Annotated in this window: 24 protein-coding genes; 14 read left to right on the top strand and 10 right to left on the bottom strand. The window is 67.8% G+C overall.

Annotated features, from left to right (window positions below; translation table 11 throughout):
• Positions 1–31: 31 nt before the first annotated feature.
• The 5 genes from IBX18_RS24995 to IBX18_RS24975 form a co-directional block, all read right to left on the bottom strand.
• Entirely contained in the window at positions 32–649 is a 618-nt protein-coding gene (locus IBX18_RS24995) for a hypothetical protein (RefSeq protein ID WP_194835926.1), read from the bottom strand.
• 201 nt (positions 650–850) lie between these two features.
• Positions 851–1,045, bottom strand: coding sequence for a hypothetical protein (locus tag IBX18_RS24990; protein WP_194835925.1), 195 nt, complete (start codon positions 1,043–1,045; stop codon positions 851–853).
• Positions 1,046–1,157: 112 nt separating this feature from the next.
• Positions 1,158–1,538, bottom strand: a complete 381-nt coding sequence (locus IBX18_RS24985; RefSeq protein WP_194835924.1) for an HAD-IA family hydrolase — start codon at positions 1,536–1,538, stop codon at positions 1,158–1,160.
• A 9-nt stretch (positions 1,539–1,547) separates the two neighbouring features.
• A complete protein-coding gene (locus tag IBX18_RS24980) occupies positions 1,548–2,201 on the bottom strand; it encodes a DedA family protein (RefSeq protein ID WP_194835923.1) in 654 nt (217 codons plus the stop codon).
• A complete protein-coding gene (locus IBX18_RS24975; RefSeq protein WP_228541650.1) occupies positions 2,198–2,887 on the bottom strand; it encodes a methyltransferase in 690 nt (229 codons plus the stop codon). Before IBX18_RS24975 ends, IBX18_RS24980 begins: the two co-directional genes overlap by 4 nt.
• Positions 2,888–3,065: 178 nt before the next feature.
• On the opposite strand from IBX18_RS24975, the gene IBX18_RS24970 reads away from it, so the two are divergent.
• The 4 genes from IBX18_RS24970 to IBX18_RS24955 all read left to right on the top strand — a co-directional run bounded on the left by IBX18_RS24970 (position 3,066) and on the right by IBX18_RS24955 (position 5,552).
• The gene (locus IBX18_RS24970) at positions 3,066–3,830 is read left to right on the top strand and encodes a histidine kinase (RefSeq protein WP_306796394.1); all 765 of its coding nucleotides are present in this window, start codon (positions 3,066–3,068) and stop codon (positions 3,828–3,830) included.
• Entirely contained in the window at positions 3,827–4,474 is a 648-nt protein-coding gene (locus IBX18_RS24965; RefSeq protein WP_194835921.1) for a response regulator transcription factor, read from the top strand. Before IBX18_RS24970 ends, IBX18_RS24965 begins: the two co-directional genes overlap by 4 nt.
• A gap of 123 nt (positions 4,475–4,597) precedes the next feature.
• Positions 4,598–4,765 carry a hypothetical protein gene (locus IBX18_RS24960; RefSeq protein ID WP_159080611.1) on the top strand — a complete coding sequence of 56 codons (168 nt, stop codon included), beginning with the start codon at positions 4,598–4,600 and terminating at the stop codon, positions 4,763–4,765.
• A 37-nt stretch (positions 4,766–4,802) separates the two neighbouring features.
• Positions 4,803–5,552: a PRC and DUF2382 domain-containing protein gene (locus IBX18_RS24955; protein ID WP_194835920.1), complete on the top strand. Its 750-nt coding sequence runs from the start codon at positions 4,803–4,805 to the stop codon at positions 5,550–5,552.
• 98 nt (positions 5,553–5,650) lie between these two features.
• On the opposite strand, the gene IBX18_RS24950 is transcribed toward IBX18_RS24955, so the two are convergent.
• Entirely contained in the window at positions 5,651–6,559 is a 909-nt protein-coding gene (locus IBX18_RS24950) for an AfsR/SARP family transcriptional regulator (RefSeq protein ID WP_194835919.1), read from the bottom strand.
• 325 nt (positions 6,560–6,884) lie between these two features.
• Positions 6,885–7,388 carry a cupin domain-containing protein gene (locus tag IBX18_RS24945; RefSeq protein WP_194835918.1) on the bottom strand — a complete coding sequence of 168 codons (504 nt, stop codon included), beginning with the start codon at positions 7,386–7,388 and terminating at the stop codon, positions 6,885–6,887.
• A gap of 99 nt (positions 7,389–7,487) precedes the next feature.
• On the opposite strand from IBX18_RS24945, the gene IBX18_RS24940 reads away from it, so the two are divergent.
• From IBX18_RS24940 to IBX18_RS24930, 3 genes are all read left to right on the top strand, one after another.
• Positions 7,488–8,405: a LysR family transcriptional regulator gene (locus IBX18_RS24940; RefSeq protein ID WP_194835917.1), complete on the top strand. Its 918-nt coding sequence runs from the start codon at positions 7,488–7,490 to the stop codon at positions 8,403–8,405.
• Positions 8,406–8,564: 159 nt separating this feature from the next.
• Entirely contained in the window at positions 8,565–8,738 is a 174-nt protein-coding gene (locus tag IBX18_RS24935) for a hypothetical protein (protein ID WP_167768782.1), read from the top strand.
• Between the two features lie 254 nt (positions 8,739–8,992).
• A complete protein-coding gene (locus IBX18_RS24930; protein ID WP_194835916.1) occupies positions 8,993–9,700 on the top strand; it encodes a PIG-L deacetylase family protein in 708 nt (235 codons plus the stop codon).
• Between the two features lie 28 nt (positions 9,701–9,728).
• On the opposite strand, the gene IBX18_RS24925 is transcribed toward IBX18_RS24930, so the two are convergent.
• The gene (locus IBX18_RS24925; RefSeq protein WP_194835915.1) at positions 9,729–10,298 is read right to left on the bottom strand and encodes an HD domain-containing protein; all 570 of its coding nucleotides are present in this window, start codon (positions 10,296–10,298) and stop codon (positions 9,729–9,731) included.
• Between the two features lie 131 nt (positions 10,299–10,429).
• Here IBX18_RS24925 and IBX18_RS24920 point away from each other — a divergent pair, with 131 nt between their 5' ends.
• The 3 genes from IBX18_RS24920 to IBX18_RS24910 all read left to right on the top strand — a co-directional run bounded on the left by IBX18_RS24920 (position 10,430) and on the right by IBX18_RS24910 (position 13,202).
• Positions 10,430–11,593, top strand: a complete 1,164-nt coding sequence (locus IBX18_RS24920) for a glycosyltransferase (protein ID WP_194835914.1) — start codon at positions 10,430–10,432, stop codon at positions 11,591–11,593.
• Between the two features lie 176 nt (positions 11,594–11,769).
• Positions 11,770–11,961, top strand: a complete 192-nt coding sequence (locus IBX18_RS24915) for a DUF3046 domain-containing protein (protein WP_194835913.1) — start codon at positions 11,770–11,772, stop codon at positions 11,959–11,961.
• Positions 11,958–13,202, top strand: a complete 1,245-nt coding sequence (locus tag IBX18_RS24910) for a phosphotransferase (RefSeq protein ID WP_306796393.1) — start codon at positions 11,958–11,960, stop codon at positions 13,200–13,202. The genes IBX18_RS24915 and IBX18_RS24910 overlap by 4 nt, the downstream gene beginning before the upstream one ends.
• A 3-nt stretch (positions 13,203–13,205) precedes the next feature.
• On the opposite strand, the gene IBX18_RS24905 is transcribed toward IBX18_RS24910, so the two are convergent.
• The gene (locus tag IBX18_RS24905) at positions 13,206–13,724 is read right to left on the bottom strand and encodes a CGNR zinc finger domain-containing protein (protein ID WP_194835912.1); all 519 of its coding nucleotides are present in this window, start codon (positions 13,722–13,724) and stop codon (positions 13,206–13,208) included.
• A 154-nt stretch (positions 13,725–13,878) separates the two neighbouring features.
• Between IBX18_RS24905 and IBX18_RS24900 the strand changes: the two genes are divergently transcribed.
• The 3 genes from IBX18_RS24900 (at position 13,879) to IBX18_RS24890 (ending at position 15,771) form a co-directional block, all read left to right on the top strand.
• Entirely contained in the window at positions 13,879–14,340 is a 462-nt protein-coding gene (locus IBX18_RS24900) for a VOC family protein (protein WP_194835911.1), read from the top strand.
• A 64-nt stretch (positions 14,341–14,404) separates the two neighbouring features.
• On the top strand, positions 14,405–15,292 hold the full coding sequence (locus IBX18_RS24895) for a pyridoxamine 5'-phosphate oxidase family protein (RefSeq protein ID WP_194835910.1): 888 nt from the start codon (positions 14,405–14,407) through the stop codon (positions 15,290–15,292).
• Between the two features lie 29 nt (positions 15,293–15,321).
• On the top strand, positions 15,322–15,771 hold the full coding sequence (locus IBX18_RS24890; protein WP_194835909.1) for a nuclear transport factor 2 family protein: 450 nt from the start codon (positions 15,322–15,324) through the stop codon (positions 15,769–15,771).
• Positions 15,772–17,510: 1,739 nt separating this feature from the next.
• Here IBX18_RS24890 and IBX18_RS24885 read toward each other — a convergent pair.
• Positions 17,511–18,917: an MFS transporter gene (locus tag IBX18_RS24885; RefSeq protein ID WP_306796392.1), complete on the bottom strand. Its 1,407-nt coding sequence runs from the start codon at positions 18,915–18,917 to the stop codon at positions 17,511–17,513.
• Between the two features lie 98 nt (positions 18,918–19,015).
• On the opposite strand from IBX18_RS24885, the gene IBX18_RS24880 reads away from it, so the two are divergent.
• On the top strand, positions 19,016–20,065 hold the full coding sequence (locus tag IBX18_RS24880; protein ID WP_194835908.1) for an Lrp/AsnC family transcriptional regulator: 1,050 nt from the start codon (positions 19,016–19,018) through the stop codon (positions 20,063–20,065).
• Positions 20,066–20,343 lie beyond the last annotated feature (278 nt).

Raw genomic sequence — 20,343 nt, 5'->3', positions numbered from 1 at the left:
GGTGCGGTTCGGACGGGCTGGAGACGCACTGCTACGTCCGGTGCTGGAGCCACTGGGTGGTCGATGTCGCGCAGGCCAGCAGGAGGGTGAGGACTGGGAAGACGAGCAGTCCCAGGGATATTCCGCCTGCGATTGCGGCTAAGGAGTCGACGTTGTCTGCGGCCATGTCTCGGTACAGGACTGCGTTGCGGGCGCGGATTGCGAAGAATGACAGCACGCCGAGGATGATTACTGTCAGGCAGCCGAGGGTGATCAGTGCGCGGCCGGCGAAGCGGCGGCGCAGCAGGAAGACGGCTCCTATGCCGAGCAGGGCGGCGGCGATTACTTGCGCGATGCCGGAGCCGACGAGGTATTCGCTGTACCAACCGGTGTAGCTCAGGGTTTTCGGTCCGCTGTCGGCGTCGAGGGCGGCCACGGAAATCAGATTGCTGGATCCGCCGATGAGGTGGGGGACTGTGCCGAGCAGGGCGAAAACCGCTGCGGTCTTGGCGGTTCCGTTCAGCGGTGTGGCCGCCGTGGGCCGTGGTGCCGGGAACGGGGGGCCGAGGTACTGGGCCGCCAAATAGGCAGGGCGCGCGTCCTGCGGTAGCAGGGCCGGACGCCGCGCACCCGAGTACTCCGGCGGGCGCGAGGGCGACGGATCGATCATCTCGTCATAGTCGCTTCTCGGTAGGCATCTGGGTATCCACCGAATAGCTGACAGGGCAGCGCGTCACGCTGCCCCGGACGGTCGCAAAATGCTTACCTGGGAGGTAGGCATCCGTTTCCGCCGCTGCAGCCAATATCCGCCGCGGCACCCGCTGCACGTCTGTCACCCGCCGTCGGCGAATGGTGCGCTACCAGCCCGGATTCAGCGCAGTTGGTCTCGGCGGCGCAGTTCTTCGGCCCTGGCGCGCAGCGCGGCATTGACCAGTTCGCGGCCCTCGGCCATCAGGTCGAGCACCTCCCAGGAGGCTTTGCGGGCGGCACCGCCGACGATGCCGGCGATCGCGCCACCGTGGCGGCGTGCGGCGGCCGCGAGTTCTTGGGCGAGTTCGTTTTCCATCAGGCACCGACCGTCACGTGAGATCGAGTGAATAAGTGTGTGCCGAACAACAGGTGTGCATAGATCGACCATCCCTTCCTGACTGCCGCTATCCGGAACGCTCCGCGCAAGATCAGAGTACAACCGTACACTGACCGAGGTCACGGCCGGGAGAGCGCAAAATCGAAGCCTCCGCGAAGCGTAAACCGTGCTCGGTCCGGCTGATACCGGAGAGGTCGCGCACGACGAGGTCGGCCGGACCATCCAGGGCTTGCTCGCCGACGCCGACGACGCAATGCGGTCCGGCCGCGATCCCTGCCGCCACCCCGGCGACGCTGTCCTCGAAGACCACGCAGTGCTCGATCGGCCGGCCGAGCTTGTGCGCGGCCAGCAGATAGCCATCCGGGGCCGGTTTGCCCGCTGCGACGTCAGCGGCGGTGATGGTGACGGACGGTAGGGAGATCCCGGCCGCGCTCAACCGCGCGTCGAGGAGAGCGGCCGACGCCGACGTCACGATGGCACATCAATGGGCAAGGTGTCGCTCCTCCTCGGTCGTCATCGTGTCCAGCACCCGGGCGCCCGCAAGCCTCGAGCGGCGCGCCCGCATCCAGGTGACGAGCGCTATCAGGCCGGCGACCGCGGCGAGCGCGGGGGCGGCCAGCGGGATCAGGCGTTGTGCGGAGGTAGCGGCCGTATATCCGACCCCTGCCCCTGCTGTTGCCCACACTACGGCCGCGCCCGCGCTGTACGGCGCGACGCGGTGGTACGGCAACCCCGTCGCGCCCGCCAGATGCGGTGTCAGCGTCCGGATCACGGGCAGGAATCGTCCCAGTGCTACCGCTTCGCTGCCCCGCCGATCCATCGCGCGTTCGGTCTGCCGCCACATCGCCTCTGGTATTCGCCGTCCGAGCCGATGGGTCCGGAGTCGATCACCGAGCAGCCGCCCGGTCCGATGCCCGAGCGCATCGCCGGCCATGACGGCGAGGGCGGTAACGCAGATCAGCACGACCAGGTCGAGCTGTCCGGTGTTGGCCAGCGCTCCCGCGGTCAAGAGAATCGTGAGTGTCGGTATGAAAGCGCCTATCAGAAGCACTGATTCGGCGAGTACGGCGGCGACTACGACGCCATAGGCTGCGAGGGCGGGGATCCGAGCCAGCAGATCCGTGAGAACAGTCATGTTGTGCGCCTTGGTAGTTCGCTGTCGCTGAGGCCGGTGGCCACCGATCCGAGGGCAGCCCCGGCGGCTACGGGAGCCCTGAGACGCCAGACGTCAGCGGGCGGCAGATTCCCCCAAATGTGCACGCGCCCATCGCTGTATCGGTCTCGGTAGCAATGCAGTACGTCGTCGACGAGACGATGTCGCGACGTCTCGGTGCGCGAGGACAGGATCGATCGAGCCACGCGGGTCCCGCGGTAGGCGAAGAAGGTCAGCGTCCCGCCCGGATGCAAGAGCTCGAAGTATCGGCGCATGATTCGTTCGACCTCGGTGGGTGTGAAGTTGGAGAACGGCAGTCCGGAGACGATCACGTCGTAGCGGCATCCGGTGTCGAGCTGTTCGACGAAGCTTTCGTGGACGTGCACGCGCCGCGCGGTGCCCGCCGCCTCCGGGTGGTCGTGCACCAAGTCCCGAAGGTGCTGGGCGAAACGAGGATTGGGTTCCACTACGTCCAACCGGCTGCCCGGCCCGATCAACGGGAGCAGCGCGCGGGTGACCGATCCGGTGCCGGCCCCGGCCTCCAACACCGCCAGCGGCCGCTGGGCCTGCGCGCGCACCGGTGCGGTGAGCGCGGCGGCGAGGCGGCGGCTGCTCGGCGCGATCGCCCCGGTGGTGCGCTGATCGCGGGCGGCTTCGCGCAGGAACATCCACCCCGAGGACCCTTGACGGTGCGAAATAGTATGGCGCTGCATGGTTTTCGACGCTATGCAGCAACTGGCCTGCGCAAATCCGCCGTTGTGCGACGCGGAACCCCGACGAAAGTAGGGGGTCGATGCGGCCGATAGGCGGAGGTAACCGACCGGTATCCAGCTCTACGGTGGCGGAGTGGAGACAGACGCCCTGCTGTTGGCTCTCGTCGTGGCCCTCGGTATGTGGGTGCGCAGCCGGAGGCGGCTCATCGACGCGCTAGCCCAGCAGGTCGAGCACCTGCGCACCGAACGCGAACTGCGTGAGGAGGCCGCCCGGCTGGCCGAACGCTCGGCGATTGCCGCGGAAATGCACGATGTGCTCGCTCACCGGCTCAGCCTGCTCGCTTTGCACAGCGGCGTGCTCGCCACCCGCACCGACACCTTGCCCGCCCCGGTGGTCGAACGGCTCGGCCTGTTGCGCAGCACCTCGACCGCCGCGCTGAACGAGCTTCGCGAAGTTCTCGGTGCCTTGCATCAGACCGGTGCCGCACCGGAACTCGCACCCGCCCTGCAAGAGCTGGACGATGTGGTCGACCAGGCGCGCGCAGCGGGGCAGGACGTCGAGTCGAGCACCGTGGGCAACCCGGAACAGGCCCCGCTCGCCCACCGTCTCGCCGTGTACCGCATCGTGCGGGAAGCACTCAGCAACGCCCGCAAGCACGCAGGGGACGCCGCGATCGTCATCCGGGTCGCGTACACCGACCTGACGACTACTGTCGAGGTGACCAATACTGCTGGGGCGCAAGGGTATCCAGTCGTCTCCTTGGGCTTCGGGCTGATCGGTCTGCGGGAACGCGTCGCCGCCCTCGGCGGGCAATTCGAGGCAGGCCCTGCGGTCGCGGGCGCTTGGCGCGTCGCGGCAACCCTGCCCCGCCCCACGCAGAATGGAACCGTCCAGTGATCCGAGCCATGATCGTCGACGACGACGCCCTCGTCCGCCTCGGCCTGTGCGACCTGCTCGGCACCGATCCCGGTATCGAGGTGGTCGCGCAGGCCGCCGAGGGTCTCCAGGCGATCGAGCAGGCGACCGCGCACCGCATCGATGTCGCCCTGATGGACGTGCGGATGCCCCGGATGGACGGCATCACCGCGATCACGCGGCTGCGCGCCCTGCCGCATCCGCCGAGGATCATCACGCTGACCACCTTCGACCTCGACGAGTACGTCTACAACGCCCTCGCCGCCGGCGCCGACGGATTTCTGCTCAAGGACACCGACCCCGCCGAGATCCTGCGCGCGGTCCACCTCGTCGCCGCGGGGTCGGCGATGCTGCATCCGGTGGCCGCTCGTCGGCTCATCGACCGCTACCACCACACCGCCCGCCCACGCGCCGCCGCGGCCCAGCAGCGCATCGACCGGCTGACTCCACGTGAGCGCGAGGTGCTCGCCCTGCTCGCCGAAGGTGCGACCAACGCAGACATCGCCGCGGCCCTCGGCATGCGTGAGAGCACGGCGAAGGCACACGTCAGCCGCATTCTCACCGCCCTAGGGGTCACCAACCGGGTCCAGGCTGCACTGTTCGCCCGTGACATATCCCCCGCTTGAGGGCCGATTTCGCCGACTGGGTGTTTGGTGGGGCATGTGCCGGGTAGTTGCCTTCATGTAGCTGATCGGCCGGATTCCATCCCAGGAATCGGGAACATTCACTACAAGGGCAGGAGCAGACTGATGCTTGATATTGCCTACCGAAAATCCGCGATCGACCAGGACACGCAACGGCTGGATGTCAGCAGATATCTGGCCTGGGGCAACGTCGATGATCCGGTCCGACGCTCGCGGCAATCGCAGCGAATCGCCGAGGATCTCGACCAGTCCGATCAAAAGGCAAGTGCCTGAATCAATTCCATCGAATGTAACGCGGAGGAATCACATCATGACCGGAATGCTGGAAGAACTCATCGGAAGCGCTGTGTATGACCCGGAAGGCGACAAGATCGGCAAGGTCAAGCGGATCTACGTCGACAACACCTCCGGCGCACCGACCTGGGTCTCGGTGACCACCGGGATGTTCAGCGGCGATTCGCTGGTCCCGCTGGCGGGTGCCCAACTGCGGCACGACCCGGAAGCACTGCAGGTGCGCGTCGAGAAGGAGGAGGTGAAGACCGCGCCGCATCTCGAGCACGACGGTCTGATCAGCCCCGAAGCCGAGCGCGAACTGTTCGACCACTACCACATCGACCCGAACCGGGCCGGCATGGAGCTGGGCGGCAAGCAGCAGATGCGCGGCGGCCGACGCCCCGACGACAAGGGGATGGTGCGCTCCGAGGAGCGCCTGGCGGTCAGCAAGCAGAACGAGGAGGTCGGCCACGCACGTCTGCACAAGTACGTGGTGACCGAGGAGCAGACCGTCACCGTGCCGACCACGCACGAAGAGGTCCGGATCGAGCGCGAGCCGATCACCGACCGGTCGCAGATGGGTCGCGCTGACATCGGCGAGCAGGAGGCCGAGGTCACGCTGCACGAGGAGCGGGTGACGGTGCAGAAGGAAGCCGTGCCGGTCGAGCGGGTCCGCCTCGCCGTCGACGAGGTCCAGGACGAGCAGACCGTCTCCGACACGGTGCGCAAGGAGCGGATCGAGACCGAGGGTGTGGAGAACGATCGCCGCAACCCGGGTCGTAGGTGAGCATCGGTTCATCGATAGATATCACTGGGTGAGGATCGGGGTAGACCTGATCCTCACCCAGATATCTGTTGGCCGGTAGGCGAGGGTGGCAGCAGTATTCAGCAACCTGGCGTCAAGCGCCGGAAACGATGTGCGGCGGTCGCAACATCGCGGTACCGGATTATCCGCTGAGTCGAATACGAAGGCGTGCTTGCCTTTTCGGCGAGCCTAGCCGGATGAAGCGCCGGATCGTGCCGGAGGATGCGAAGCTCGAGCTCGACGGTTTCCGGAGCGAGAGCGGCACCGAACTGCTCGGTGAGCTTCAGTCGTAAGCAGCGCAGGCGATCGAGTGCGTCGACTTGCCGGCCCGCACGGTAGAGCGCCAGCGCGTGCAGCCGGCCCAGCGGCTCGTGCAGCGGATGCTCGCCCGCCAAAATGCCCATCTCCCTGAGACATTCGAGCCCGGAGCCGAGCCGCAGCGCCGCATCCAGCCCGGCAACGGTCAATTCCAGCCGCCACTCGTCCAGCCTGCTCGCCTCCACCGCCGCGTACGGCGCCCACAGCAGGTCGGCCAGCGCAGGCCCGCGCCACAGTCGCAGCGCCGCGTCGGCGGCCGCGCCGACCTCGGCGTACCGCCCCGCCCGCCGTGCGGCATGCAGCCGATCCGCGATGGATTCGGCGGCCAGCAGATCACCGGCGGTCATCGTCGTGCGATAACCCGCCGGGGTACGCAGCACGGTCGCGCCGTGCTCGCCCAGTGCCGTCCGCAACCGCGACACGACAACCCGCAATCGCTCGACGGGTCGCGAGATCTCCCCGTCACCCCACAGGTCGGCGGCGAGTCGCCGATCGGGCACCGGAATCCCACCCGCGAGCGCGAGCCGGACCAGCACCGCCCGCTCCAGCGGACGGTCCACCCCGATCGTCCGCACACCGTCGGTGACCCACACCGGCCCGAGCACACGCACCTGCGCGTGCCCCGTGTCAGAGATGCCGACAGGACGGGTGATGCCCTGTGCGGCAGTCATTCCCGTCCCTCCGTCGGATGTGCGCCGTTCTCGGCAAGTCGCTGCCGCGCCACCGGCAGCACCCACTTCGGTATCCGATCCGAGGACTCCGCACAAAGGCGTGCCACGGTGTCGCCGATCGTCGGATCGCTTGCCGGACTTGCGATACCCCGCGGCACAGTGATCCTCAGGCCACCGCCCGGTGCACGGTTGCCGGACCGGTGATGCCGTGTGCCGCGCTTGTTCCGGTGCACAGTGGACGCTGGACTGGCGATGCATTGTGCCGCAGGCGATCTCGTGTTACCCCGACCTGCTGGCGCTGGGCAGGTGCTGACCTGTGCCACAGTCATTCTCGCGCTCCCCTCCGATACGCGAGAGCTGGACCCATGAGGGTGATCCCGTAGGGCGCGAATTCGGCTTCGACCTCCGCACCCGAGGGACGGCGAAAGCTGTTGGGCGGCAGTGCAAGTTCCGTGGCCGCTGTGCTGAACGCGCGATGCACCTTTTCGACACCGGCGGGTGTGTAGTGGTGCAGCACCCGCGCCGTTGCTGTGTGCACCGCGAAACCGTGTGGGATGCCGCGTGGCAACCACACGGAAGTGCCGGGTTCGGCGTGGATGCGCGCCAGTCCGCGTTGCACGGTGAGCTCACCGTCCAGTACGAAGCACAGTTCGTCCTCGCGGGAATGCAGATGGATTGGCGGCTCGTCACCTTTCGCCACCACGACCTCCGCCAGCGACAGCACCCCGCCCGTGGTCTCGGCGAGTTGATGCCAGATCACCAGGCACCCGAACGCCCATTCCGCGATCGGCTGGTGCTGCCCGAGCTCGTGACGGTGTAGTTCCGGCAAGGTGCGGCTCCTCGATTGGTGACCCCGATGTGTTCATGGTCGATCCGCCGGCCCGAGAACGGAAACACCGATCCGCTGTCGGATCTACAATCCAGACTTGTGGATGTGGAATTCCGGCACCTGCGTGCGTTCCACGTACTAGCTACCGAGCTGAACTTCACCCGGGCGGCGGCTCGCCTGCACCTGAGCCAGCAGGCGCTGAGCAATCAGATCAAGCAGCTCGAAACACGCATCGGCGCAACGCTTTTCCAACGCAACAGCCGTCAGGTGACGCTCACCGACGCCGGTCGGACGCTGCTGGCCAGGGTGCCCGGCATCCTGGACACCGTCGGCGCGGCGATCGCCGATACCCGCGACACCGAGTCCGGGCAGCGCACCGAGTTGACCATCGGCATCCGGGTGGCGACCGGCCTGGACATCACGCCGCGGGTGTTGCGCGCCTTCGCGGCAGATTATCCGCACGTCGCGCTGACCGTCGGCAAGGTCGAATTCGACGATCCGAGTGCCGGCGTGCTGGCCGGGACCTCGGATGTCGGGCTGATCTGGCTGCCCGCGCCGGACGGCCTGGACGTGACGCCGCTGCTGGCGGAGCAGCGGATCGCCCTGCTGCCCGCCGACCATCCGCTCGCCGCAGGCACCGCGGTCCTGCCCGCGGACCTGGCCGTCCAACCGTTCGCATGGTGGATCGACAACCGGGATCTCGCGTCGCGCGACTTCATGACGCTGGCCGAGTACCGCGACGGCCCGCTGCTCATCGGCGCCGAGGTGACCACGCTGGAGGATCTGCTGGCCGCGGTGGGCAGTGGCCAGGCGGTCGCGGTCTCGGTCGACTCGGTGTCCCGGTTCTTCCCGTGGTCGGGTGTCGTCGCCCGGCCACTGCTCGATGTGGCGCCCGCGGAACTGGCCGTCGCTTGCCGCGCGGGCGACGATCGGCCGCTGGTGTCGGCGTTCGTCCGGACCGCGCGAAAGGTGGGCGCCGAGCTGGTCGCCGAGGGCGCGACGATCGAAACGTCCTGATCGCCGGGGTGCTACCTGCGGCGGGTCGGTAGTCAGGGTGAACCCTGATCTTCACCCGGATATCGGTGTTGACCTGGTGATTTATCGTCACGCAGCTGCCAGAGTGGAACATGTCGGATCGTCGGAGAGCGGTTCGCAGAGACCCTCGGAGGCTGGCACATGTTGTGGAAGATCATCGGTATCGTCGCGGTCGTCTGGATCGCGCTGGCCATCATCGGTGCGTTGATCAAGGGGCTGTTCCCGATCCTGGTGATCAGCGCCATCGTGTTCGGGCTGTACCTGCTGTACAAGGCGGTGTCGGGCTCGGACAACTCCTCGGTCAGCAAGTTGTAGCTCCCGTCCGCAGACGGCTTCTGCGCGCCGGGAAGCGCTGCGAAGCCGTGCGGGCGGTAGTCGGACGGATCCAGGTGTGGCCGGGATGCCACCAGGAGGCGCGAGCGAAGTCGCGAACCCGTCCGGCCAGGGGCCGTGCGCTCCCCGATGAGGGGAAAGCGCGCGGCCCCTTTTCGCTGCGCGGCTTGCGAACTCGATCGATCACCACCCACTAGTCTGGCCTGAACACGCTAAACAGTGAGAGAGGATTCCTAGTGCAGCAGCTTCCGGAGGATTGGCATCGCGGAATCGTCGTCGTCGCGCACCCCGATGACATCGAATACGGTGCCGCTGCGGCGGTGGCGCGCTGGACAGGGCAGGGCAAAGACATTCGCTATGTCCTGGTCACCAGTGGCGAGGCCGGGATCGCCGGACTGCCACCCGCGGAATCCGGGCCGCTGCGTGAGGCGGAGGAGATCGCCTCCGCCAAAGCCGTTGGCGCGCATCAGGTGGAGTTCCTCGGCTACCCCGACGGGCGCGTCGAGGAGACCCTGCAGCTGCGTCGGGATCTGGCTGCCGCGATCCGCCGTCACCAGCCAGAACTGGTGGTGCTCTTCAACTTCGGCGACACCTGGGCTCCCGGGTTCGCCAACAGTGCCGATCATCGTGCCGTCGGCCGCGCGGCACTGGACGCCGTCTCCGACGCGGGCAACGAGTGGATTTTCCCGGAGCTGACCGATGCGCCGTGGTCGGCGCGCTGGGCAGCGGTGGTGGGCCCCAAGGTAACTCACGCCGTCGACGTCACCGCGAACATCGAACAAGCCGAGGCGTCCCTGGCCGAGCATCGCCGCTATCTGGAGGTGCTCAGCGCGGAACCGGTGCAGGACCAGGTTCGCGCCATCGTCGACAGGGCAACCGGCCCGATCGAAGGCTTCCCCGCCGAGCGTGCGGTCGGCTTCGAGCTCTACAACTTCGGCGGCTGACTCGGTGCCAGGGCGGCCTGGGGCTACTTCAATTCAACGATTGTTGTTCAGCAGCAACGCGTTCGATGACGGGAAGCCAGGAGTCCAGCGGCGCGACGGTCAGGCCGACCACCTTGCCCGCATCGTCGGCACGCCGCAGCGCGAGGGCGGCATCGAAATCCGGATCGGCCCGGAACTCGGCGATCTCCGCGGCGTTCATCGGGCCGCCCTGCGCCAGCAAGGTGCGTTGACTGGAGTGGGACAGACCTGCGGTGTGCGCTGAATCCGTCGCCGCCAGATAGCGTTTCGCGACCACATGCAACTCGACCAGCCGCGCGACGCGATCACCGAGCAGTGCACGGATCGCGTCCGCGCCGTTTCTGCCGTGGCCTGCGTCGTCGCCGGGCACCAGCTGGTGGCCGATGTCGTGCACCAGCCCGGCGACCTGTAACTCCTCATCCAGCGGATAACGCTGCCGCAGCAGTTCCGCGCATTGCCGGTCGTGGTCGAGGATGTCGACCGGATCGCCGCTGCGGTCCGGCATGTCCCAGACGTCCGCGCCGTTCGCCAGCAGCACCATCAATTCGTCCACCGTGGACACCCGCACGATCGCTCCCACTCTCCGGCACCTATTGGTCTAGACCATAACGTCGCTCGCCGCGGAGGTCACGTGAAGTTCTGCTGTCGAGCAGGTGAAGACGCGGCACGTAGCTGCTGTCGAGCCGTAACCGCGTGTGGCAGGCTATGCGGATGCGAGTAGCCGTAGTTGCGGGACCCGATCCGGGGCATGCCTTTCCCGCCATCGCGTTGTGCTTGCGTTTCCTGGCCGCGGGTGACGAGCCGGTGCTGTTCACCGGCCCGCGCTGGTTCGACGCCGCCCGCGATGCCGGTATCGGCGTGCGCCGGTTGAAGGGGCTCGCCCCACGCCCGGCCGACGACGACACCGACGCGGGCCAGCGCATCCACGAGCGTGCCGCGCACATCTCCACCGAGATCCTGCCCGACCTCGGCGCCATGCTGCCCGAACTGGTCGTCTCCGATGTGCTCACCGCGGGCGGTGGGATGGCCGCGGAACGGCTCGGCGTGCCGTGGGTCGAGCTGTCCCCGCACCCGCTCTACCTGCCTTCGAAAGCCTTGCCGCCCATCGGGAGTGGCTTGGCGCCCGGCGAGGGTCTGCGTGGCCGCATGCGCGACGGTGTGCTGCGCACCATGACCGCTCGTGACATCCGCAACGGTCTGCGTCAGCGTGAACAGGCCCGCGAAAGTGTCGGCCTGCCTGCCACCGACCCGGGACCCGCCGCCCGCCTGATCGCCACCCTGCCCGCGCTCGAGGTGCCGCGTCCCGACTGGCCGGACAACACCCACGTCATCGGCCCGCTCTTCTGGGAACCCACCGAGGCGATCCTGGCGCCGCCGCCCGGGGATGCTCCGCTGGTGATGGTCGCCCCGTCCACCGCGCACACCGGCGTCGCCGGCATGGTCGAGACGGTGCTGGAAGCCCTCGCGGGTGCCGATGTCCGCGTGGCGATCTCGATGCTCGACACCCCGCCCGCCGACCTACCACCTTGGGCTACAGCCGGTTTGGGGCGCCAGGATGAACTCCTCACGCACGCTTCGGTAGTCGTGGGCGGTGGCGGGCACGGCCTGCTCGCGAAGTCTTTGTCCGCCGCCGTTCCCGTCGTCACCGTTCCCGGCGGCGGCGACCAATGGGAGCTCGCCAATCGAGCTGTCCGCCAAGGAAGTTCACTCCTCGTCCGGCCGCTGACCGCGACCGCGGTCCGTGCCGCGGTGTTGGAGATTCTGACTACCCCTCGCTTCGCCACTGCCGCGAAACAAGCTGCGGCCGGTGCCGCGGACGTCGCCGATCCGATCGAGCTGTGTCACCGCGTCCTCGACTCGGTGCGCACGGGATAGTGCGCCGCGGCGCTTGGCGGTGTCGTGTTGGACACCGCTGCCGTCATCGGGCCGCTGCGGAGCGCCGTCGTTGTGGCCGGCCCGTTCGGGTAAGACCGCGCCTGCTCCGTGCGGCCGCGGTCGGTGAGTAGCAGGGCAGGTGGGGGCGCCGGGTCTGCGCGAGTATCTTGGGCACGGTGCGATTGACGGAGTTCCAGGAGCTGTTGCATACCCAATTCGGATCGGCGCGGGGTGATGCCCTGCTGGCCGATCACGTGATCCCGGCGCTGGGGCGGACCGGGGCCGATGCCATCGAAGCGGGGGTCGATCCGCGCGATGTGTGGCGGGCTCTTTGCTCGGAGTTCGACGTGCCGCGGGGACGCTGGTGAGTACGCCGGGGCGGGCGGTGGAGCAGGAGGAACCGCTCTACCGGTTCGACGAGCGTGAGCGGATGATCCCGGTGGATCCGGAACGGCTGGCGGCGCGGCTGGCGAAGGCACAGCCCACCGACTTCACCGGCTTCCGGCAGACCGGGATCGAAGCGATGCTGCTCGGCCGCTACGACCAAGCCCTCGATCTGCTGGATCGGGCATTGGAGCTGGTGGACACCGAGGAGCGCCGGATCACGGTGTGGATCAATCTCGGCGATGTCTACCGCTATCACGGCGATGCCGCTACCGCCGAGACGCTGTACGGCCGGGCGGTCGAACACGCGCGGGTGGTCGCGCCGGAGGTATTGTCCTTCGCCGTGCAGCATCTCGGCAAGGCGCTGGCCGAGCAGGGGCAGCTGACCGAGGCGCACGCGCTGCTACGCGAGGCGTTCGACCTGCGGACGGCCGAAGGCGACCCGGAACTGATCGAATCCACCCGGGTCGCGCTGGAAAGACTTCCCGCACTGCCGATTCCATTGCCGCCGAAGGTCGCCGCGCTGCTCGGTGCGGATGCGACCTGGTCGGTCGAGCACGAAGGGCAGAGCGGCGGCGTCGCTTTCGTCAACGACAACTACTGGGTCAAGCGGGGACCGAAGGCCGTCGCGGAACACGAGCGGCTGAACTGGCTGCGCGACCGGGGGATTCGGCTGCCGGAGACCGTGGTGTTCGACGGTGACGTGCTGGTGCTGGCCGACGCGGGCGCCGCGAGCCTGGCCGCGCGGGACGACGCGGGCGCGGGTGAGTCGTCGGTGGGTGCGGTCATGGGGACCTTGCTGCGCCGGCTGCACGACATTCCGATCGCCGAGTGCCCCTTCGACGGACGGCTCGACGCGGTGCTGGCGCAGGCGCGTCGGCAGGTCATCGAGGGCCTGGTCGACCTCGACAACTTCGATGACGAGAACGCGGGACTCGCCGCCGAAGACATCCTCGCGCGTCTGCTCGACGAACGTCCCGAGCAGGAGGACCTGGTGGTGGCGCACGGCGACTTCACGCCACCCAACGTGCTCGAGGGTGCGATCCTGCTGGACGTCGGCGCGCTCGGGGTGGCGGATCGCTACCGCGACCTGGCGCTGGCCGTGCGGGATCTGCGTGACGACTTCGGCGAGGCCGAAGTGACCGCCTTCTTCGCCGCGTACGGCCTCGATGAACCGGATCGCCGTCGCCTGGAGTACTACCGTCTGCTCGACGAATTGTTCTGAGGCTCAAGCCTTTTTCGCGTAGTGGCGGGCCGCTTTGGTGCGGTTGCCGCACGTCGCCATCGAATGCCAGCGGCGGGTGCCGTTCTTCGAGGTGTCGTAGAAGAACAGCACGCAGTCGGGGTGGGCGCACTGGCGGATGCGGTCCGGAGCTTCGGCGAGCAGCTGGAGCAGGTTGTCGGCCGCCAGCCAGGCGGGTAGCCAGGTGGGGTCGGGGACGTCGACGACATCGGCGGGACCGGTGTCGGTGAGCGTGCGCCGGATCCGGCCGTGCTCGAGCACCTCGTTCAACGCGGTGTGGGCGGCGCTCTGCACCACGTCGTAGATGGCGGTCCGCGCTGCGCAGAGTGCGTCGAGGGTCGCCTGGCCGGCGGTCGCACGATCGCTCAGCCCGGCCGAGGCCAGCCAGATGCCCAGACCTGCCACATCGGTGAGCAGGTCCTGTGGGTGTCCGTTCTCGTTCCACCGAGTGTCCAGCAGGTCGAGAGCCAGCGGTTCACCGAGGTGGGGGCGTGGATCGTGCATGACTGAGGGTATCGAGCTCCTTCCGGTGGCCGAGGCATCCGGCGCGTCTCTAACCGGTTAAAAACAGTTTACAGGTTGACGGAGCGGCTCGGCTGTGGCTATCTTCTAACCAGTTAAACCGATATAGACGGTTTAACCGATTGAGGAGGATTGCATGACCACGGTTGCCGCACCCCAGCTCGTTACCGGGCACATCGGACTGAACGTGTCCGATCTGGATCGTTCGGTCGAGTTCTACCGCCGCGCACTGGGTTTCGAGCAGCTCGCCGCCAGCACCGACGGGGAACGTAAATGGGCGTTTCTCGGCGCGGCGGGCAAGCTCACGTTGACGCTGTGGCAGCAGAGCGCCGGCGCGTTCTCTGTCGAAACCCCGGGCCTGCACCATCTTTCGTTCCAGGTGGACACCATCGACCAGGTACGGGCGGTCGAGGCAGCGCTGCGCGAGCAGTCGGTGCCGATCGTGCACGACGGCGTCGTCGCGCACGGTGAAGGCGTGGCGTCCGGCGGCATCTTCTTCGCCGATCCCGACGGCATCCGGCTCGAGGTCTACGCGCCGACCGGCGCCGAGTCCGCCCCCGCGCCCAGTGGCGCGGCCCCGACCTGTGGATTCTTCTGAGCCTTGTTGAACGCTCCGGCGGTGCAGATCCGCCGGAGCAACGCCCGCGACAGGAGTAAATGCCATGGCGCCCTTCCATTCCGGCGAACTCGCCGTGCAGCAGCGCATGGGTCAGGCGGCGGTCGCCGACCGGGTCGGCCGGATGATCCGGGCCGACATCCCGGCCGTCGCCGCGTCTTTCCTGGCCGAGCAGCCGATGGTGGTGGTCGGTGCCGCCGACGACACCGGACGGTTGTGGGCCAGTGAACTGGCCGGTCCGCCGGGGTTCGTGCACGCGGTCGACGCGGGCACCATCGCCGTCGACGCACGGCCCGCGGTGGGAGATCCGTTGCGGGAGGCGCTGACTGGGTCGGTGCCCATCGGCATGATCGCCCTGCAACCCCAGCGGCGCAGGCGGATGCGGGTCAACGGCACCGCGACCGCGGTGGGCGACGGCTTGCGGATCGTCACCGACCAGGTCTATTCGAACTGCCCCAAATACATCACCCGCAGGCAACTCGAGTCCTATCAGCCCGATGCCGAGCCGTCGCTGCCGCGACAGGGCACCGAACTCGACGCACGTCAGCAGGCGATGATTACGGCGGCCGACACCTTCTTCGTCGCCACCGCCGACACCGAGGGGAACGCCGACGCCTCGCATCGCGGCGGCAATCCCGGTTTCCTCCAGGTGCTTTCGCCGACCCACCTGCGCTGGCCCGATTATCGCGGCAACTCGATGTTCATGACGCTCGGGAACATCCAGGTGAACCCGCGCTGCGGCATCCTCATCCCGGACTGGGCCACCGGCGGCACCCTGCAACTCACCGGCACCGCCGAGTTGACTTGGGCGCCGGAGACTTTCGCCGCCGGCGCGCAATGCTCGATCGACCTCACCCTCACCGAAGTCATCGAACGCTCCGGCGCGGGCCCACTGCGCTGGGGCCCGCCCGAGCTGTCCCCCGTCAACCCCTGACACCACCCGCTCATAGAAAAGAGCCGTTCATGCGACCCCCAGTGCCGCCGTTCGATCTGGAATCCGCCAAGGTCAAGGTGCTAGCCGCCGAAAATGCCTGGAACACCCGCGATCCCGAACGAGTCGCCGCCGCCTACACCGCGGACTCGGTCTGGCGAAACCGCGACGAGTTCTTCACCGGTCGTGCTGCGATCATCGAATTCCTCACCCGCAAATGGGCTTCGGAAAACGGCTACGCACTGCGCAAAGACCTCTGGGCCTTCGAAGGCAACCGCATCGCGGTGCGCTTCCAATACGAATGGCACGACGAAACCGGCCAATGGTGGCGCAGCTACGGCAACGAACAGTGGGAGTTCGCCCCGGATGGCTTGATGTCCCGCCGCGAAGCCAGCATCAACGACGTCCGCATCACCGAATCGGACCGCCGCATCCTCGGCCCACGCGACCCGGGGGACGAGTCGATCCTCCCGCAGCAATAGCCCCCGCTACCAGTCCTCGTGTCCGAAGCGTTTGTGCCGCAACCACAGCCAGATGACCACGCTGGAACTTCACGTCGCGTGACTGACTGCGGAGGTAAGCCGGGTACGGCAGGCGACGTGCCCAGCACTACTCACGGGAAAACCTGGGTGGGTCTTCAGCTCACTGGGCTGCTCGGTCGGGGAGTTTTTGGTTGTGCCGGGGGAGGTGCGCCTTTGCAAGGGTTTGTTGGTGTACCTGTTCAGTGGTGTCCGCTCAGTGACTTCTCGGGTGTGCTTGCTCGGGGTTGATGACTGTTCGTGGGATGCCCGGATAGTGCTGGGCACGTGGGGTGGGGTACCCGGCTTTCTCTTCCGCGGCCCGGGATGGGCAGGGTGCGGGTCCCGGCGTGAGGACTGGCTGTGGTGCTGTTTTCGGGATTCTTCGAGGAGTGGAACGGTCGAATGGGTGTGTCCGAAGCAGGCGAGGCGGACGGGCGGTTGGGCCGTGCTGGGGAGGGGGCAGGTGGACGGTTGGGGTAGGTCGGCGCTCGGGGGAGTGAGCGGACGGTTGAGGACAGATCAGCGGTTGGGCTCAGGTGGACTGTTGGGATCAGGCTGGCGGTTGGGCGTGGGCCGCAGCGATCGGTCGGGACAACCGTGGGTAGGCGGGCTGGGTCCGAGGCATGCCCGGAGGTGCAGGTGCACACCCTTTTCCCGAGCCGCACACCCGGTATAGGGGGTGTGCGGCTTTGCAAAAGGGTGTGCGATTTAGCACGGGTGGCCGCTGGGCCAGTTGGGTGGGCAGACAGCGATGGAGCGGGTGCATTGGTCGCACACCGGGCCGTTGAGGGCAACAGCCGCACCCACTCTCGGGGGCTGCACTGGCTTCGGGTGCCCGTAGTGGGTGCGGCTCCCGAGAGTGGGTGCGGCTGTCGGAATCGGGTGCGGATGTCGGTGCGAGTGAGTCTGTTGGGGGTCGTGTTGCGGTGTGGGTGTCGGGATCATGATCGACGGGACATGAGGGCGCCGAAGTACGAGTGGGGCCGCCCTCATGTCCCGCCGGATGGTGCTGGGCATGGCTGCGGGGACATGGGGCGGGGAAGCGTGAGTGGTGCTGCCGTCATGTCCCGCTGGGTGGTGCTGGGCATGGCTGCGGGGACATGAGGGCGCCGAAGTGCGCGTGGGCCGCCCTCTTGTCCTGCTGGTCATGGGCGGGTGGTGCTGGGGTACTTCCGGCGGGACATGAGGCGGTGTCGGCCGCGAGTGGGCCGCCGTCATGTCCGTTGGGTGGTGTTGGCGTGGGCGCGATGGGACATGGGGGTGGGGAAGTGTGTGCGGGGCCGTCGTCATGCCCCGTTGGCTGGCGTTGGGGATGGCCGAGGGGACATAAGGGCGGGGAAGTGTGAGTGGGGCTGCCGTCATGTCCCGCTGGGTGGTGCTGGGGTATTTCCGACGGGACATAAGGCGGTGTCGGCCGCAAGTGGGCCGTCGTCATGTCCCGCTAGCTGGTGTTGGGGATGGCCGAGGGGACATAAGGGCGGGGGAGTGTGAGTGGGGGCGTCGTCATGTCCCGTTGGGTGGCGTTGGGCATGGTCGACGGGACATGGGGGCGGTATCGGCCGCGAGTGGGTCTGCCGTCGTGCCCGTTGGCCATGGCAGGGTTGTGGTCGGCCGGTTCCGGTAGGCGTTCTCGGGATCCGCACCCCACTCTGGCCGGCACTGAGGTGCAGGTCCGAGAGGGGGTGCGGATTATGAAGGGATTAGGCGGCGACTTTGTGCTCGGCCGTGAGGGGTTCAGTGGCGGGGCGTTGGCGGTGGAACAACGTGAAGGCGAGTAGTCCGAATACGATGCCTACGGCTGCGGCGACGGTGAAGGCCGCATCCAGTCCGGATACGAAGTGCGGCAAGGTTATCGGTTGGTCTGGGCCGGAGGCTGTGCGGAAGACTGTGCCCAGCACTGCGACTCCGAGTGCGAGACCGAGTTGGCGGGCGGTGTTCACCGCGCCGGCCGCCGTGCCTGCCTGCTGCGGGGGTACCGCGGCCATGCCCACCGATACGAGTGCGGGCGCGTTGATGCCGATGCCTGCGCCCAGCACTATGAACCCGGGAACCAGTGCTGCCCAGGATGATCCGGCATCGATCACGGTGAGCAGTCCGGTGCCGATTCCGACGACCACGAGTCCCGCGCCGATGGTCCACTTCGGGGCGACGTCGTGCATGAACCGCCCGAACACCGCGGCGACCAGGAATGCGGTCGCGGCCATCGGGAGCAATGCGAGGCCTGCGTGCAGCGGTGACATCCGCAACTGCTGCTGGAGCCAGAGCGAGACCAGGGGAGTGCTGGCGAACGCCGCGAACGTTTGGCCGCTCGCTCCGAGTAGCGTCGCGCCGAAGTCGCGGTTGCGTAGCAGCGAGAGCGGGAACATCGGTGCGGCACTGCGTGATTCGACGACCACGAACACCGCGGCCGCGACCACGCCGAGCAGCAGTGTGGTCACCGCGCGACCGTCCGACCAGCCGTGCTCACCGCCGCGAATAACCCCGTAGGTGAGTGCGGTCGCCGCGGTGGCGAAGGACAGCATGCCCAGCACGTCCACCCTGCGGTCGGTGCGACGCACCGAGGCCGGAAACACCATGGCGGTCAACGCGATTGCCAGCACCGCGATCGGCAGGTTGACGAGGAAGATCCACCGCCACGACAGTGCCTCGGTGAGCACACCGCCGAGCACCACCCCGATGCCCGCCGCCGCACCGGTCACCGCACCCCAGACGCCGAACGCGATGCCGCGTTCCCGGCCGAAGTAGGTCGAGTGCAGCAGTGACAGGGTGGTGGCGAACATGGCAGCGCCGCCGATGCCCTGAAGCACCCGTGCGGCAATGAGATTCGAGGAGGTGTCGGCGATGCCGCAGCCGAGTGAGGCGAGGGCGAACAGGACGAGCCCGGCGAGGTAGGCGCGTTTCGCGCCGATCCGGTCGGCGAGCGAACCGAGGACGAGCAGCAGCGCGGCCAAAGCCAGCGCGTAGCCGTCCACGACCCATTGCAGGCTGGACAGTCCGGCGTGCAGATCGGCCGCGATGTCGGGCAACGCGACATTCACGATGGTGACGTCGATGAGCAGCATCAGCGTGCCGAGGCACGCGGCGAACAGGGGGAGCCATTTCTTCACAGGGGCCTCCGTGGCGGATTCGAACGATATCGACGCCAAGGTTGCGGCAATCGAACGCATCCCCCTAGCCGGATGGTGTGCTGCGTTAGATTCCTCCTATGCAGTACGACAGGTCTACGGAATCCTCCGCGCTGGACGTCCTCGATCGGCAGATCCTGCACGCGCTGGTGCACGACGCCCGGATCCCGTTCGCCAAGCTCGGCGCCGTCCTCGACGTCTCCGAGCAGACGGTGGCGCGCCGCTACCGCGCGTTGCGCGAGCGCGGCATCATGCACGTCTCCGGTCAGGTGAACGCCGTCCCGCTCGGCCACGCGCGCTGGGTGCTGCGGATCAGATCGACACCCGACAAGGCACTGCGGCTTGCCGAATCATTGGCCAGATTCCCGGATTTGAGCTGGGTCACGCTGCTGTCCACCGGCTCCGAGGTGACCTGCGTGAGCAGGCCACGCTCCGTCGAGCGACGAGACGCCCTGCTGCTGCACACCCTGCCGCGGGCGAGTCAGGTGCGCGACGTGACCGCGCACGAGGTGATGCACCGTTTCCCCGCCGACGAGGAATGGCCGCGCGACAGCCACCTCTTCACCGACCAGCAACTGCGCGAGCTGGGCGTGCAGCGCGCCGGCTGCGCGGTGGGCCTGCGCCGCGCGAACGCGGAGCGCACCGGCCCGGACACCCCGCCGGATCTGACCCCCGAGGACGAGGCGATGCTCGCGCTGCTCGGCCGCGACGGCCGTGCGCCGTACGCGCAGATCGCGGCCGAAACCGGTTGGACCGCACCAAGAGTCGCGCGCCGGATGAGCGAGCTCGCCCACTCCGGCGTGCTGTATTTCGACCTCGACTTCGCCGTCGAGCGGATGGGCTACACCGCGCGGGCGGCCCTGTGGCTACGGGTCCGCCCGGCCGATCTCGACGCGGTGGGCCGCGCGATGGCGACCCACCCGGAGATCGTGTTCGTCGCGGCGACCACCGGCCCGACCAACATGATGGCGTCGGTGATCTGCCGCGACACGCCCCACCTCTACCGCTACATCACCGAACGCCTCGGCGCGCTGAACGGCATCAACGACCTCGAGGTAACCCCAGCTCTGCGCGTGCTCAAGCAGGCACAAACCCTGCTCACCAGCGACCGGGTATCCCTGGTGCGTTGACCCAGGTCGCGCCCTGGTTTCGCCACTGCACAGATGGCTCGCCGAGGACCAGCTAACCTGACTCGGCAACTCACCGCCGACTGCGAACGGCGCCGCGTCACCACGTCGACCTGGCATGAATACTCGCTAGCGGCGGTGCGGCGAAGCGGGATAGAAGTCCGATCGCGTGTTGCCGGGCGCGTCGCTTGACTCGAACATCTGTTCGTCTAATCTTGGCGCCAGAACCTGTCGGTGCCGCCCTCTAATGTTGGCGCCAACCACAGAACGAGACTTACCCG

The organism is Nocardia sp. XZ_19_369 (assembly GCF_015355715.1).
Classification (GTDB): domain Bacteria; phylum Actinomycetota; class Actinomycetes; order Mycobacteriales; family Mycobacteriaceae; genus Nocardia.
Note: the sequence above shows the minus strand (reverse complement) of the source record. Positions and strands in the feature narration are given on the sequence as shown.

Coding starts and splice junctions, on each gene's coding strand:
- IBX18_RS24905 (WP_194835912.1), bottom strand. CDS start 13,724: ATGCACGATCCACGCCCCCACCTCGGTGAACCGCTGGCTCTCGACCTG.
- IBX18_RS24890 (WP_194835909.1), top strand. CDS start 15,322: ATGCGACCCCCAGTGCCGCCGTTCGATCTGGAATCCGCCAAGGTCAAG.
- IBX18_RS24935 (WP_167768782.1), top strand. CDS start 8,565: ATGTTGTGGAAGATCATCGGTATCGTCGCGGTCGTCTGGATCGCGCTG.
- IBX18_RS24960 (WP_159080611.1), top strand. CDS start 4,598: ATGCTTGATATTGCCTACCGAAAATCCGCGATCGACCAGGACACGCAA.
- IBX18_RS24880 (WP_194835908.1), top strand. CDS start 19,016: ATGCAGTACGACAGGTCTACGGAATCCTCCGCGCTGGACGTCCTCGAT.
- IBX18_RS24995 (WP_194835926.1), bottom strand. CDS start 649: ATGATCGATCCGTCGCCCTCGCGCCCGCCGGAGTACTCGGGTGCGCGG.
- IBX18_RS24950 (WP_194835919.1), bottom strand. CDS start 6,559: ATGACTGCCGCACAGGGCATCACCCGTCCTGTCGGCATCTCTGACACG.
- IBX18_RS24990 (WP_194835925.1), bottom strand. CDS start 1,045: ATGGAAAACGAACTCGCCCAAGAACTCGCGGCCGCCGCACGCCGCCAC.
- IBX18_RS24920 (WP_194835914.1), top strand. CDS start 10,430: ATGCGAGTAGCCGTAGTTGCGGGACCCGATCCGGGGCATGCCTTTCCC.
- IBX18_RS24955 (WP_194835920.1), top strand. CDS start 4,803: ATGACCGGAATGCTGGAAGAACTCATCGGAAGCGCTGTGTATGACCCG.
- IBX18_RS24980 (WP_194835923.1), bottom strand. CDS start 2,201: ATGACTGTTCTCACGGATCTGCTGGCTCGGATCCCCGCCCTCGCAGCC.
- IBX18_RS24900 (WP_194835911.1), top strand. CDS start 13,879: ATGACCACGGTTGCCGCACCCCAGCTCGTTACCGGGCACATCGGACTG.
- IBX18_RS24895 (WP_194835910.1), top strand. CDS start 14,405: ATGGCGCCCTTCCATTCCGGCGAACTCGCCGTGCAGCAGCGCATGGGT.
- IBX18_RS24975 (WP_228541650.1), bottom strand. CDS start 2,887: ATGTTCCTGCGCGAAGCCGCCCGCGATCAGCGCACCACCGGGGCGATC.